The organism is Deltaproteobacteria bacterium (assembly GCA_020848905.1).
GTDB lineage: Bacteria > Myxococcota_A > Polyangia.
Genome location: JADLHG010000047.1, coordinates 1 through 13648, shown reverse-complemented (window position 1 = coordinate 13648; position 13648 = coordinate 1). Strand labels below are relative to the sequence as shown.

The following is a 13648-nucleotide window of genomic DNA, read 5'->3' as shown; positions in this document are numbered from 1 at the left end:
GCCGAAGCCCGCCGCTCAGCGCGTGGGACGTACCTGCCGGCGCGCGGCCTCGTAGCGCGCCATGTAGGTGCGCGCGACGTGGTCCGCGTCGAGTCGAAGCGAGCGGGCCACCGCCTTAACGAACCCGCGCAGGTAGACCGGGGCGGGAGCGCTGAGGAAGTTCTCGTCCTCGATCGCGCGCAGGTAGCCGATGGAGATCTTCGTGCGGTCGGCCACATCCTCGAGGTCGAGCCCCGACGACTCGCGGATCTGGCGGAGCAGAGCGCCGGTGAACTCGGTGTCGGCGGTGACCTGCGGACGGGGTTGCGTCTCCACGAGCGTCGTCAGCTCGGGACGCTCGAGGAAGACCTCGGGGGGGACGGGCAGGGTGAGCGAGATTCCCGGGACGCTCTCCTCGGTGAGGTTGGGCGTCCAGCCCGGCACGAGCTGCTGGTTATAGGCGTGCCGCTTCTCGGGGTCGACCAGGATCGAGTAGGCCTCGTCGATGCGCCGGTGCATCACCTTGACCTCCTCGTGCGGCGCGATGCCGAAGATCGCCGGCGAGTTGGCGTCGTAGAGCCGGCGTTCGCGGCGGAAGGCCACGCGGATCTCCTCGTCGCTCGCGCTCGGATGCGTCTCGAGGATCTCGTAGTGGTTCTGCAGCGCGAGTGGCGTCGGGAGCCCGACGCAGCCGGGCCGCTCCTTGCTCTCGAGGGCCACGATCCGACGGGCCATCCGCTCGAGGTCCTTGCAGACCTTCGCCTCGGGGTACTCGACGAGGAGGGGGCGCCGGCGTCGCACCGCGGCCCACGCCACGTCGTCGCTCTCGGCGTAGCCGAGGTAGTCGAGCGGCAAGCCCAGGTGGCGCCGTCCGACGCTCGCTAGGGCCGGCCCGAGCTCCAGATCCTCGCGGGTCCGCGTCTTGTTGACGATGAGGCGCGGCTTGAAATCCTCCATCGCCCGCTCGAGCTCGCCCACGAGGTCGGGGCGCTCGTGCCGCGCCGCCTGCAGGAGCTGGATCGGGGTCGGGATGCCGCAGTGGGCCTTCGGCTCGAGCTGCTCGACGAGGAGTTCCACCCCGGCGATCCCTTTCACCCGCCGCACGAAGGCGCTCTTGATGAAGCGGAACGCGCTCTCGATCGCCGGGGGCTCGGGGACGGTGACCACCACGTGCAGGTCCGCGGCGAGGAAGATGTCGAGCGCGTTGTAGCCGCTCCCCGGCGGGAGGTCGATCACCACGTAGTCGGTGTCGAGCGCCCGGAGCTGGGAGAGCAGTCGTACCTTCTGCGTGGGGCGCGGGTTGGCCGAGCCCACGCCGTCGTCGTGTCCGGCGACCAGCCCGAGCCCCTCGAAGGGCGTGGGGACGACCACCTCCTCGAGACGCGTGACCGCCTTGGTGAGGAAGTGGTGCAGCGAGCGCTTCGGTTCCTCGACCCCCACCATCGTGTGCAGGTTCGCCGAGCCGAGGTTCGCGTCCACGAGGACGACCTTCTTGCCGAGCTGCGCCAGATAGACGCCCATGCTCGCCGCGAGCAGGGACTTCCCCGCGCCGCCCTTGCCGCTGCCGACGGCGATGACGGCCCGCGGGCCGCTGTCGCGCGGGGCGCCTTCGGGTTCCGGGCTGCTCTGCGTCCCCGCCGGGGGGTCGGCTGCTTCGATGGCCGACTCGGGGTCGTCCAGACCCGGGGGCTCGGCCTCGAAGAAGACGACGGGGTCCTCGTCGCCGCTTCCATCGTCGCGTGCGGCTCGCCCCGGTCGGTGGCGGTAGCTCTTGTGGCTCGCCATGGCGGGATGCTCATAGCACGGGGCGGCGGCCTTTGACAGCCGCGCGGAAGGTTGATAGATTTTGATGGATTAAGCCAAGAGGCGCGACGCCATGACCCAGCAACGACCGGTGCGGCAACCCATCGACAAGCCCGAGCGTGCCCGACAGCTCGCGCGCGCCATCGCCTCGGACCTGAGCCTCTACCACGAGGACAAGATCGTCGCGGGTCTCGAGCACGACAACCTCTTCGACAGCATGGCGAGCGAGATCACGGAGGGGCGCGAGCTCTTCAAGAGCCGCGTCACCGACGAGATCTTCAAGCAGAACCTCTACGACCGGGCGCTCATCGACGTGATGATCAAGCCCAAGGGGCACGTGAAGTCCAAGCTCTGGTAGAGGGCCGTTCCCGCCGGAGGCGAGCGCCGCGCAGCGGAGAAGATGGTGATGGCCTCGTCCGATGGGTCCTCCTTCGCCTTCGAGGTGGGCGCAGCCGAGGGGGGGCTCCGCCTCGATCAGTACCTGGCCGGTCGCGAGCTGCCGCAGACCCGTTCACAGCTCAAGCGTTGCATCGACGCGGGGTGCTGCCTGGTGAACGCGCAGGTGGCCAGGCCCGCGCGGCGTCTGCGCGCAGGGGATCGCGTGGTCTACACCCCGCCCCCGCCCGTTCCCTCTGACGTGCTCCCCGAGGCGATCGCGCTGGTCGTGCTCTTTGAGGACGACCAGGTCGTGGTGGTGGACAAGCCGGCGGGAATGGTAGTGCACCCGGCGGCGGGGCATCGGTCGGGGACGCTCGTGGCGGCGCTGCTCGCTCACTGCGGCGAGCTGGCCGAGGTGGGCGGAGTGTTGCGGCCGGGGATCGTCCATCGCCTCGACAAGCTGACGAGCGGCGTGCTCGTGGCGAGCAAGACCGACGCCGCGCACGGGGGCTTGGCGGCGCAGTTCAAGGCGCACTCGGTGGAGCGGCGCTACCTGGCGCTCGCGGCGGGCGAGCTGCGTGCCGATAGCGGCCGGATCGAGACCGCCTACGGCCGACATCCGACCGAGCGCAAGCGCTTCACGAGCCGCGTCCCGACGGGCCGCCGCGCCGTCACGCACTTTCAGGTGGTGGAGCGCTTCGTCGGGGCGACCCTCGTCGAGGCGCGTCTCGAGACCGGGCGCACGCACCAGGTGCGCGTGCACTTCGCCGAGCATCTGGCGCCGCTGCTCGGCGATCCGACCTACGGGCGCGCGCCACGCGACGCACGTCTTCGAGAGGTGGGGCGCGCGCTCGGACGGCAGGCGCTGCACGCGCAGGTCCTCGGCTTCGACCATCCCCGTTCGGGTGAGCGCCTTCGTTTCGTCTCGCCCGTCCCCGAGGACTTCGCCGCGGCGCTCGCGGCGCTGCGGTCGGGGCCCCCGTGAGGCCCGGCGGTGCCTTCGAGCTCCGCGAGAACGCGGGGCAAGCCACGGTGCTGGTGAGTCCCGCGCTCACCGTCCCCGGCGTGCGGCACGCCTTCTCCACGCGGCGGGGTGGGGTGAGCCCGGCTCCCTGCGACTCGCTCAGCTTCGGCCTCGCGGCGGGAAACCCCGAGGCGGCCTGGCGAACCAACGCCGAACGGCTTGCCGCGCGCGTGGGGCTTGGCGCCGAGGCGCTCCACTGCGCGCGGCAGGTGCACGGGACCCGCGTGTTGGAGGTGCCTGCCGGCGCCGACCCCGCGGCGACGCGCGCCGAGTCCGCGGACGCGCTCGTGACCGCGCGCCCGGGCACGATGGTGGGAGTCTTCACGGCGGACTGCGTCCCGGTGTTGCTCGCCGACGCCGAGGCGGGGGTCGTGGCTGCCGTGCACGCCGGCTGGCGCGGCCTCTCGGCGGGAGTGATCGAGGCGGCGGCGAACCGCATGGTCGTGCGCCACGGGGCCAGGCCAGAGCGTCTTCGGGCGGCGATCGGCCCGTGCATCGGGCCGTGCTGCTACGAGGTGGGGCCCGAGGTGGTGGAGGCCTTCGCGGCGCTGCCGCGGGCGGTGCGTTCCGGGGGAGCGGGGCGACCGCACGTGGACCTGGCGGTGGGGGCCGAAGAGGTGCTCCTTCGCCTCGGGGTGCTCCCGGCGCACCTCGGCCGCGCCGAACTCTGCACCCGCTGTCTGCCCGAGCTCTTCTTCTCCTATCGGCGAGACGGCGAGCGCGCGGGGCGGCAGCTCAGCGTGGTCGCGCTTTGCGGGCCCGCGTAGCCGTGTGGTACGTTCGCGCCAGGATGAGCGACGGGTGGAAACTGGCGGCGGGGATCGTGATCGCGCTCCTGGTCGGGGTCGCGGGGGGCTATCTCCTCGGCACGCTCGGGAAGGGGGATCTTTCGCGTGAGCTCGTCACGGCGCGGAGCCGCGCGCAGAGCGCCGAGGAGCTTGGCCGCCGCGAGGTTGCGCGGTGCGAAGGGGAGCGGGACGCGGCGCGCGGAGGGAAGCAGGTGCTGCTCGCGCGGGGGTCCCTGCTGCGGGCGCTCGTCGAGGTCCAGGGGAACAACTACGGCCTGGCGGGGCAGCACCTCGGGGAGGCTCGCCGGCGCCTGAAGGCGGCCGAAGCCTCTCTGCCGCGCGCCGAGGCCACACGCGTCGCGGCGCTCTTCGAACAGCTGGCGGCGACGCACACCCTCGTGATGCGGCTCGATCCGATGGCTCGAACGCACCTCGATCGCAATCTGGCCGACGTGGAGCGTCTCCCGGGGGCGCGGTAGCGCGTGTCTTCCGACTGGGTCGCCGCTCCCGCCGCGTCGGAGCGGGAGGTCCCCGAGGAGGCGCGCCCCTCGCGCCCGGACGCGATGCTCGGGCACCTTCCCGAGCTTGCGCGCTACGTCCTCCACGCGGACAGCTGGCTGGCGATGGGGGTGCTCGCGCTCGTCATCAGCACCCTCGAGTGGCTCGGTAGTCTGCCGTGGGAGCTCTCGCGGGTCTGCGTGCTCCTGGCGCGCATCTCCTTCGCCACCTACTTCTACCTGGTGGCGCGCAAGGCCGCCGTGGGGGCGATGCGGCTGCCGATCCCGTCCGACTACCGGGACCTCTGGGACGAGCTGATCCACCCGCTGCTGCAGGGGGCGGTGATCGGCGCCTGGTTCTTCCTCCCGCTCGCCGCGTACGGCACCTTCATCACGGGGCTCGACGTGCTCTTCGAGCGCTACGACCTGCACCCGATGGAGGTGCTCCGGCGCCAGACCGTCGGCGCGTACCTGGCGATCGGCCTCGGGTTCGCCTATTTGCCGACAGGAATCGTGGCGGCCGTCGTGCGCCGGGAGGTGCTGCCGCTCTTCGACCCGAGCAGGGGATTTCGGCTCCTGGCGCCCGTCGGGGGGGCCTACGCGGTCACCTTCATCCTCCTCTGCGCGCTCACGGTGGTCGCCTTCGTCACCGACACGCTCGGGATCCTCCTGCAACGGGCCTTGCCCGTGCCGGTGGCCGGCGCGGTGCTTCGCCACTTCATCACGCTCTGGGTTCCCCTCGCGCAGGCCCGCCTGGTCGGCGCCTTCTGCTACGTCAACCGCGCGTGGCTCTCGCCGGCGTCGGCTCGACGGAACGAGCAGCGCGAGTAGGCCCCAGGCTACTCGAGCAGGTCGAGGATCTGTCGCGCCAGCTCTTTCTCATCGGGGTCGTCGCTGGTCTCGCGGATGAGCTTCAGGCGGCCGAGGAGGGCGCGCGCGCGCTTCGGTTTGTTGGCCTGCACGACCGGCAAGAGCTTCTCGAGCGCCTGCCGCTGGCGGTCCGCGTCCGGGTACTCGAGGATCTTCGTGAGGGCCTCCGCGTCCTCGGGAAGCGGGAACTCCGCCAGGTAGGCGTCGGCGGCCTTGGTGATCGCGTCTCGCCCCTCGGCGGCCACGAGCTGCCGCTCGAGGCGCACGCGACGCTCTTCGGTGGCGTCGATGGAGCCGGCGGTCGGGGCGACCTGCTCGACGAGCTCGCCGATCTTGCCGCTGTCGAAGAGCCTGTCCAGCGCCGCGCGATAGGACTTCTGCGTCCGGCCGCCGGTAGGACGTGCCGGGGAGGACTTCTCGTCGCGCCGGTGGGTGCTCTTGTCTCTCCCCTTGTCGATCTCGCGCCAGCTCTTCTTGGGACGGTCGTCGCTCATGGCTCCCCTCGCTACGCCCGCGTTCTATCCCGCCCTCCGACCGCTCGCAACCGAGGACTGGTGCCAAGGCCCTTCGGCAAACGTGGCTTCGCGTGCGATACTCCGTACATGGTCCGGTGGGCGCTGCTCGGGGCTCTGCTGCTCGGGGCCTGTTCGAAGGAGACTCCGGGGGGCACGGACGGCCAGGCGTGGCCCGATCTGGGGCACATCCCTCCGCGGCGCGATGCTCAGGCGCCGCCCCGGCAGGATCGCGGCGCCCCCGACGCGGCGCCCCCGTCCCCCGACCTGAAGCTCGTGGCCGACCGGAGCGGCGTCGACGCACGCCCTTGCAGCGCGACGGGCGTCACGACGGCCTGCGACCCGATCGCGGCCTCGGGGTGCTCGAGCGGCGTCTGCTATCTGGTGAAGGGCAAGGGGCCGGCGTGCGTCTGTCCGTCGGGGACGCTGGCGAGTGGACAGTCCTGCGTCTCGACCCTCGAGTGCCAGCCGGGCCACGGCTGCTCGGCCGGCGTGCCGACCCTCTGCCGCAGGCTCTGCGACGTGCGCGCCGCGAAGTGCGAGACGAACGAAGACTGCACCCCCGTGCAGTTCCATCCGTGGGGGCTGTGCCTGCCCAAGTAGCGGGCGCAGCTCAGCGCGGAAGCGCCTCAGCGCGGCAGCAGCTCCTCGAGGGCGGTGGAGAGCTGCGAGAGACTGGCGAGCACGCGCGCCGCCCCGGCCTCGAGAAAGCGCCGTTCCGAGGAGACGCCGCCGAGGACCCCCAGACCGTGCACCGGGTAGCTCGCCTCGCGGCCGAGCGCCGCGGCGGCCTGGAGGTCCGTCGCGGCGTCCCCCACCATCACCACACACGCCGGCTGCCCGTGAACGTTCGCCAGGTCCGCCACCGCGCGCCGCAGGGGCTCCGGATCGGGCTTCAGCGCCCGCGTCTCCCCGCGGCAGACCATCACGCGCGAGCGCGGGGCGTCGAGCCCGACCGCGCGCAGGGCGGCCTCGGCGCAGGGCCGGCCGTTGCTCGTGACGATGGCCCAGGGGAGCTCTCCCAGCGCGTCTAGGGCCGCGAGCGCACCGTCGCAGAGCCGGGCGGAGCGGGCGGCCACGGCCTCCACCTCGTCGAGCGCCTCCAGGATGGAAGGGTCCTGCGCGCCGAGAGCCGCCAGCGACGGGATGAGCATGCCGTGCGGAGGATTCAGCGCGTGCGCGCGGGCCAGCGCGACCAGCCGCTCGCGCGCGCGGTGCACCTCGGGGTCGCCCCAGCCGAGGTGCAGGATCGTTCCGTCGAGATCGAGCAGGATGAACGCGTCGCCCACGCAGAGGGCTATAGCACGCCTTGACCCACGAGCGGTGCGTCGTGTACGAGTCACTCTATGGAAGGGCCGCTCGCGCTGATCATGATCTTCGGGATGCCGGTCTTCATCGTCGGGATCACGCAGTACTTCAAGTTCAAGAGGCTGCGGCTCGAGCGGGAGACGGCGCAGCTCCCTGCGGCGGAGCGCCTGCGCCTCGAGGCGGCGGAGAAGGATCGCGCCCTGCTCGAACGACGGGTGCAGAACCTCGAGACGATCGTGACCTCGGTGGACCTCGAGCTCAACGCGCGGCTGAATCGCCTGGCCGCCGAACAGAGCCGCCTGGCGCTCGCGCCCCCCGTGCCGCGGGGAACCCACGCCGAGGTCGCGGCGGCGGAGGCCACGGCCAAGACCTCGCTCCTCGCGCACGAGGCCTCGAGCGGCGAGCTCCCGCTCGGGAGCGTGCTCCTCGGGCGCTTCCAGGTCGAGCGTACTCTCGGCCGCGGTGGGATGGGGGCTGTCTACCTCGCAACCGACCGTCAGATGGGCGAGCAGGTGGCGCTCAAGGTGATCGCGCGCAACCTGTCGGACGATCCGGCGGCGGCCGAGCGTTTTCGCCGCGAGGCCAGCTCCGCGCGCAAGGTGACGCATCCGAACGTGATCCGCATCCACGACCTCGGCGAGGCCGAAGGGCTGCTCTTCCTCTCGATGGAGTATTTCCCGGGGCTCACGCTGGCGGAGCTGCTCAGCCGCAGGCGCCACCTGCCGCTGGACGAGACGCGCGCGCTCGTGGGGCAGATCTGCGACGCGCTCGCCGCCGCGCACCAGGCGGGGGTGATTCACCGGGACCTGAAGCCGCAGAACGTGCTCGTGAACGAGCGCGGCGAGCTGCGCGTGATCGACTTCGGGCTGGCCAAGGCCTCCTTCTTCGCCGGCATGACGGCGACGGGACTCATCCTGGGCACGCCGGAATACATGGCGCCGGAGCAGGTGCGCGGTCAGCCCATGGACGCGCGAACGGATGTCTACGCCCTCGGCGCGATGACCTATCACCTGCTCTGCGGCCGGCCGCCCTTCGTGGCCGACTCGCCCATCGCCGTCGGCTTTCTGCACTGCAGCGAGGAGCCGCTGCCCCCCTCCACGCGTCGGACGGAGCTCCCCGCGGCGGTGGACGAGCCGGTCCTGCGCGCCCTGGCCAAGGATCCGGCGCGGCGCTTCGCGACGGTCCTCGAGTTCAAGCGCGCCTTCTGATTCTCCGTCGCCGCTGCGGTGCGGACGGCGAACCGAGGGTTTCTCGTGGCCCTTGACCGCTCGACGGTGAAGGCCGAAGATCGACCAACTTCTCGTCGGAGGATGCTCCCATGGCTCGGCTTCACGCCGCTCTGATAGCCCTTCCCGTGTGGCTCATGGTCGGGCCTTCGGCTGCGAATGCGGTACCTGCGCCGGCGACGGCTCCCGGCCCTGGGGCCGCCGCCCCCGCGACCCAGGGGACGGCCAAGAAGACCTACGGCAAGCGGTCGGTGGTGGGCCTCGAGATCGCGCCCGGCGTGGCCATCCCGTTCAAGAAGTATCTCGACTTCGGCGGCGGGAACGACACCTACACGATGGAGAACGGCGTCGGGGCGGGCTTCGCGCTCTGCCTGACGCTCAACCACTGGGAGTTCCGCTGGGCCTACACCTCGCTCAGCACGGGGCGGGTGAAAGGGCGCATACCGGACTCGGCGTTCTCCGCGATCCCCGAGGCCCTTCGCTCGGGCGTGAAGCAGGTCATCGACCTGGAAGCGCAGCAATCCCTGATCCTGCACCACGTGGGGATGGGCTACCGCTTCACCTTCGAGCCGACTGAGAGGTTCCGCATCGCCATCCCGGTGGGCTTCGGCATGGTGGTCGCGTCGCCGCCGGACTTCGGCGTGGTGAACTACAGCCTCTTCGGCTTCGGCGGGCAGGCGGGGGTGCTGGCGGAGTACACGCTCTTCAAGGTGCTCGCCCTCGGCGCGGACGCACGCTTCTCGATGTTCGTGACCGAGCCCGACGCGAACCTGGCCGCGGCGGGGATCGCCGCGACGCAGAACGTCTTCGACAACGCCATCGCCTGGCTCCCCATGCTCTTTCTGGGGATCCACGCGCGCGTCTACTACTAGGCCCGGGGAGGACGCTCATGCACGCCAGACGCTGGCTCGTCGGAATCGTGGCCGGACTTCTCCTCGCAACCCCGGGGCGCGCGTCGGCCGTGGACGTGGGGCTCGAGCTCACGCCCGGGGCGGGGATCCCGCTCGGCAACTTCCCCTACGGTGTGCCGCTCGGCTACGACGACGCCCCCGGGGAGGCCTTCCTGAAGGTGCCGGACAGCAGCTACAACATCTTGCTCAACCTCAAGCCGACGGTGAGCTTCAACCTGGGGCTCACGCTGATGATCAATAACTTCACGCTGCGGAGCGCGATCGCGGTGCAGAAGTGGTCCTCGGCCAGCTCGACGCGCTTCTCGGTGACGAAGGTAGCCGGGCAGAAGACCCCCGAGCTGGTGCAGAACCTCTACGTCGGCACCTGGGACACCGGGGCCATCGACATCAGCTCCGACTCCCCCACCTTCATCACCACGCGCTTCGCCCTCGGCTATCGCTGGTATCTGCTCGACACGCGGCTGCGTCCGTACGTCCCGGTGGGCTTCGGCATGGCCATGCTGATCATGGAGGGTGAGGCGAACTTCGGCCTGAACTTCTACACCGGCGCGGGGCTCGAATTTCGCGTGACCAAGCACCTGGACCTGGGCGTGGCCGCGCTCTACGAATGGGTGGGGATCTTCCTGCCGGAGAACTTCCAGGCGAGCGCCGCGCAGGGCAGCATCGCCAAGGCCGCGAGCTCCGGCAACAGCGTGTTCGAGGCCTTCATCCAGTCCTCGCACACGCTGCAGCTGGCGCTGACGTCGACCTACCGCTTCTGAGCGTCCTTCCAGAGCGAGTGCACCGCGTCCCAGTCCACCACGTTCCACCAGGCCTTGACGTAGTCGGGGCGGCGATTCTGGTAGTGCAGGTAGTAGGCGTGCTCCCAGACGTCCAGGCCGAGGACCGGGCGCATCCCCTCCATGAGCGGGCTGTCCTGGTTCGCCGTCGAGCACACCACCAGCTGGCCGGCCTTGTCGAGGGCGAGCCAGGCCCAGCCTGACCCGAAGCGGGTGAGCGCGGCCTGCGTGAACTTCTCCTGGAAGGCGTCGATCGACCCGAAGGTCTTGTCGATGGCCTGCGCGAGCTCGCCGCTCGGTCGGCCGCCCTTGTTGCGCCCCATCACGCTCCAGAAGAGGGTGTGGTTCGCGTGGCCGCCGCCGTTGTTGCGCACGACGGTGCGGACCTCTTCGGGCACGCTGGCCAGGTCGGTGATGATGGTCTCCGCGGTGAGCGTGGCGAGCTTGGGAGCCTTCTCCAGCGCGTTGTTCAGGTTCGTCACGTACGCCTGATGGTGCTTCGTGTAGTGGATCTCCATCGTGCGCGCGTCGATGTGGGGCTCGAGCGCGTCGTAGGCATACGGCAGCTTGGGGAGCTCGTGTTTCGCCATGGTCATCTCCTTGTCTTGCCCCTGCTTTCGCCCAGGGCCGTTGGACGGTTATGGGGCGGCTGTGCTTTGATGCGTGCCCGGCCAGGCTACGTCCGTCCCCCCGGGACAGCAACGGGCCCGGCCACCGCTCGGGCGAGGCACAACCCGACGTGACGGATTCATGAAGCGACGCGACATGTTGACGGGATCGGCGGCCGGCGCGCTCCCTTCGCTGCGGGGCGTTCATCCGGACCTGCTCCGCCCGGCGGTCGAGGAGCTGCATCGCTGGTACCTGCAGCAGGCCCGCGTGCTCCCCTGGCGCGCCACGCGGGACGCCTACGCGATCTGGATCTCCGAGGTGATGTTGCAGCAGACCCAGGTGCGGACGGTCGTTCCCTACTACGAACGGTGGCTTGCGGCGCTGCCGACCGTGCGGGCGCTGGCCGCCGCGGACGAGGTGGAGGTGCTGCGGCTCTGGGAGGGGCTCGGCTACTACAGCCGCGCGCGCAACCTGCACCGGGCCGCGCGCGAGCTGGTCGTGCGGTTCGACGGGAGCTTCCCGCGGGACCCCGACCAGTTGCGAACGTTGCCGGGAATAGGTCCCTACACCGTGGCGGCCGTGGCCAGCCTGGCCTTCGGCGCCCCCCTGGCCGTGGTGGACGCGAACGTGCGCCGGGTGCTGTCGCGACTCCTCGCGCTCGAGGAGGATCCGCGTCGCGCGCCCGTTGCGCGCCGCCTCGAGGCGCTCGCGCACGAACTCCTCGCGGACCACGACCCCTCGCGCCACAACCAGGCCATGATGGAGCTCGGCGCGCTCGTCTGTCTCCCCCGCACGCCTCGGTGCGAGCTCTGTCCGCTGCTCTCGGTGTGTGCCGCCGCGGCGACGGGCGAGCCCTCGCGCTTTCCGCCCACGCGACCGACGAAGGCGGTCCCGCACCAGGCGTTCGCCGTGGCGCTCGTACGCGACCGCGAGCGGCTGCTCCTCGAGCAACGCCCCTCGGGGGGCCTCCTCGCGGGGCTCTGGGACCTCCCGGGCTACGCGCTCGCCCTCGGCGAGGAGCCACCGGGGCGCCTCGCACAGACGCTGCGCGAGCTCTACGGCCTCCAGGTCGAGGTGGAGGAGTCGCTGCCGCCCGTGAAGCACGCCTACTCCCATCTCAAGGTGACCTTGCACGCCTTCCGGTGCCGGTTGCTCGGCCGCTCGAGTCGGGCGGCTGAGTCGGTGGCGACGCGCATCTGGGTGCGGCCCGAGGAGCTCGGCCAGCGCGCGATGCCGCGCGCCTGTCACAAGGTGCTCGAGGGGGCTGGGCTTGGGCCGCCGCGAGGACAGGTGGCGTAAGGTCCAGGTTACGTCATACCTTCGGCGGAGGATGGCGCACGCACGCGAGGAGGCAGGCCATGCTCGAGGGAGCCATTATTGGCGCGGTGGTGGGTGTTATCGTGTCGGTCGTCATGCTGCTCAAGCGCGGCAGCATCCGCAAGAAGGTGCTGGGGACGCTGCAGGCCCAGGGCCCGGCAGCTGCGCGCAGCCTCCTCGACCGGCGCATTCCCCCGACGAGGAAGATCGCCTTGCGGCAGATCCTGGACCAGCGGGAGCGGATGGCGGCCCTGACCATTTTCGGTGATGTGGCGGCCCTCGAGGAGGAGGTCGCTGCACACGGTGGGTCGCTCACCGCGGTGGTGCAGGTGAACGGCGTGGCGCTCCTCGGGGCGGCGCTCAGGAGCGCGGACGCGCGACCGGCGGCGGAGCGCCTCGTGGGGCTGGCCGAGCAGATCGAGCGCGAGGGAGGGATCACGATGGGTCTAGTGAAAAAGAAGACCCGCGCGCTGGCCACCCTCGCCATGGGCGTGACCGGCGTGCCGATTCCGACGGAGACGCGGTTGACCCTGGACGGCCTGGCGGGGGAGGGCGGCATGGTGCAGATCCTGATCTGGCAGGCGCTCGCGCGCGCCGTGGACGCGATGGGCCAGCGTGAGCAGGCGGCGAGTCTGCGGCGGAAGGTCGAGGAGTTGACGTCGGCCTTCGCGCAGCCGCCGGGTCACGCGGCGGCATGAGGTCCCCCGTCCGGCGGCGTGGCCCGGGGTGGGAGCGCGGGCTCGCGCTCCTGCTCCTTTCGCAGCTCGCCGTCGTCGGTGCCGCGGCGGCAGCGCCCGTCGCCGATGGAGGCGCCGCGCCGCAGGAGACCTTGCCCCGCTCCGGCTTCCACCTGCACCTTGCGACCGGGTGGGGGGCGGGCCCGTCCAGCGGCGGAGTGTTTCACGCCCTCGAGGTGGGCGGCACTCTCTCGCGCGCGCCCCTGACGCTGGGCTACGCGCACGTCTTCGTCTACAGCGACGGACTCACCGAGGGGCCGTCGGCCTCCGACCTCTTCGGCGGGCACTTCTTCTTCGCCAAGCTCCGGCTCTGGGTCCCCGAGGTCTCGGCCAAGGCCGGGCTCGGTCTCGGAGAGAACGTGGACCTCGTCGACGGCTTCCGCCCGCGCTTCGGCTTTGGCTGGTACTACGGCCTCGAGCTGCACGTCCCGGTCGGGCGTCGCACGGCGATCACGTTTGGCTGGACCGGCCTTCACGCCGTGACCGTGGACCGCGGCCACCAGGTGGCCTTCGTCGGGAGCGTCGGCTTCAGTCTGTTCTGAGGAGCGGGTGCGCCGGGGTCAACGTGAGCGTGGTCAGGTGCCTGGTACCGCGCTCGTAGGGATCAGTCCCCGGAGCCTCCAGCCGGTCTTGAGCAGCCAGGTCCGTGGTTTGAGCACGGGCGGGTCTCCGTCGGGGGGGATCGGCACAAGGTCCTTCCACCCGGTGAAGTAGCGCGCCGAGCTGCACGCGTCGAGGTCGCGCCGCGGCACCCACCTGCCGCGTGCACGTTCGTGCTTTCGTCGATTTTGAAGCACAAACACGTCACAATGCGCGTCGTACCGAGGTGCGGGTCGTCCACTATCGGTGGCATCCGCTGCACGGCCGCGAGGTTCTGGTCTGCGTCGACGAGCGCTTCCCCGGTGCGCTT

17 protein-coding genes are annotated in these 13648 nt (G+C 71.0%); 12 read left to right on the top strand and 5 right to left on the bottom strand.

Annotation, left to right across the window (positions count from 1 at the left end):
• Positions 1–15 precede the first annotated feature (15 nt).
• A complete protein-coding gene (locus IT371_21965) occupies positions 16–1764 on the bottom strand; it encodes a helix-turn-helix domain-containing protein (protein ID MCC6750347.1) in 1749 nt (582 codons plus the stop codon).
• Between the two features lie 91 nt (positions 1765–1855).
• On the opposite strand from IT371_21965, the gene IT371_21960 reads away from it, so the two are divergent.
• Genes IT371_21960 through IT371_21940 form a run of 5 tightly spaced genes read left to right on the top strand, consistent with a single transcriptional unit; the run spans position 1856 to position 5300 of the window.
• Positions 1856–2140, top strand: a complete 285-nt coding sequence (locus tag IT371_21960; GenBank protein ID MCC6750346.1) for a hypothetical protein — start codon at positions 1856–1858, stop codon at positions 2138–2140.
• 48 nt (positions 2141–2188) lie between these two features.
• The gene (locus tag IT371_21955; protein MCC6750345.1) at positions 2189–3145 is read left to right on the top strand and encodes an RluA family pseudouridine synthase; all 957 of its coding nucleotides are present in this window, start codon (positions 2189–2191) and stop codon (positions 3143–3145) included.
• Positions 3146–3192: 47 nt separating this feature from the next.
• Positions 3193–3951: a peptidoglycan editing factor PgeF gene (gene pgeF, locus IT371_21950; GenBank protein MCC6750344.1), complete on the top strand. Its 759-nt coding sequence runs from the start codon at positions 3193–3195 to the stop codon at positions 3949–3951.
• 23 nt (positions 3952–3974) lie between these two features.
• Complete coding sequence (locus tag IT371_21945) at positions 3975–4451, top strand: hypothetical protein (protein MCC6750343.1); 477 nt, start codon at positions 3975–3977, stop codon at positions 4449–4451.
• Between the two features lie 3 nt (positions 4452–4454).
• A complete protein-coding gene (locus tag IT371_21940; protein MCC6750342.1) occupies positions 4455–5300 on the top strand; it encodes a hypothetical protein in 846 nt (281 codons plus the stop codon).
• 8 nt (positions 5301–5308) lie between these two features.
• Here the strand turns inward: IT371_21940 and IT371_21935 are convergent, their stop codons facing one another.
• Positions 5309–5833: a hypothetical protein gene (locus IT371_21935; GenBank protein ID MCC6750341.1), complete on the bottom strand. Its 525-nt coding sequence runs from the start codon at positions 5831–5833 to the stop codon at positions 5309–5311.
• 108 nt (positions 5834–5941) lie between these two features.
• Between IT371_21935 and IT371_21930 the strand changes: the two genes are divergently transcribed.
• Entirely contained in the window at positions 5942–6454 is a 513-nt protein-coding gene (locus IT371_21930; protein ID MCC6750340.1) for a hypothetical protein, read from the top strand.
• Positions 6455–6480: 26 nt separating this feature from the next.
• On the opposite strand, the gene IT371_21925 is transcribed toward IT371_21930, so the two are convergent.
• Positions 6481–7140 carry an HAD family hydrolase gene (locus tag IT371_21925; GenBank protein ID MCC6750339.1) on the bottom strand — a complete coding sequence of 220 codons (660 nt, stop codon included), beginning with the start codon at positions 7138–7140 and terminating at the stop codon, positions 6481–6483.
• Between the two features lie 57 nt (positions 7141–7197).
• Between IT371_21925 and IT371_21920 the strand changes: the two genes are divergently transcribed.
• From IT371_21920 to IT371_21910, 3 genes are all read left to right on the top strand, one after another.
• Positions 7198–8367 carry a serine/threonine protein kinase gene (locus IT371_21920; GenBank protein MCC6750338.1) on the top strand — a complete coding sequence of 390 codons (1170 nt, stop codon included), beginning with the start codon at positions 7198–7200 and terminating at the stop codon, positions 8365–8367.
• Positions 8368–8477: 110 nt separating this feature from the next.
• The gene (locus IT371_21915) at positions 8478–9257 is read left to right on the top strand and encodes a hypothetical protein (protein ID MCC6750337.1); all 780 of its coding nucleotides are present in this window, start codon (positions 8478–8480) and stop codon (positions 9255–9257) included.
• 17 nt (positions 9258–9274) lie between these two features.
• Complete coding sequence (locus IT371_21910; protein ID MCC6750336.1) at positions 9275–10057, top strand: hypothetical protein; 783 nt, start codon at positions 9275–9277, stop codon at positions 10055–10057.
• Here IT371_21910 and IT371_21905 read toward each other — a convergent pair.
• Positions 10045–10665, bottom strand: a complete 621-nt coding sequence (locus IT371_21905) for a superoxide dismutase (protein MCC6750335.1) — start codon at positions 10663–10665, stop codon at positions 10045–10047. The two genes, IT371_21910 and IT371_21905, sit on opposite strands and share 13 nt — an antisense overlap.
• Before the next feature lie 160 nt (positions 10666–10825).
• On the opposite strand from IT371_21905, the gene mutY reads away from it, so the two are divergent.
• The 3 genes from mutY to IT371_21890 are packed head-to-tail and all read left to right on the top strand — an operon-like array spanning position 10826 to position 13280.
• Positions 10826–11983, top strand: a complete 1158-nt coding sequence (mutY, locus tag IT371_21900; GenBank protein MCC6750334.1) for an A/G-specific adenine glycosylase — start codon at positions 10826–10828, stop codon at positions 11981–11983.
• A 59-nt stretch (positions 11984–12042) separates the two neighbouring features.
• The gene (locus IT371_21895; protein MCC6750333.1) at positions 12043–12699 is read left to right on the top strand and encodes a hypothetical protein; all 657 of its coding nucleotides are present in this window, start codon (positions 12043–12045) and stop codon (positions 12697–12699) included.
• Positions 12696–13280: a hypothetical protein gene (locus IT371_21890; protein MCC6750332.1), complete on the top strand. Its 585-nt coding sequence runs from the start codon at positions 12696–12698 to the stop codon at positions 13278–13280. Before IT371_21895 ends, IT371_21890 begins: the two co-directional genes overlap by 4 nt.
• Positions 13281–13313: 33 nt before the next feature.
• Here the strand turns inward: IT371_21890 and IT371_21885 are convergent, their stop codons facing one another.
• Complete coding sequence (locus tag IT371_21885; protein MCC6750331.1) at positions 13314–13490, bottom strand: hypothetical protein; 177 nt, start codon at positions 13488–13490, stop codon at positions 13314–13316.
• Positions 13491–13648: the final 158 nt, after the last annotated feature.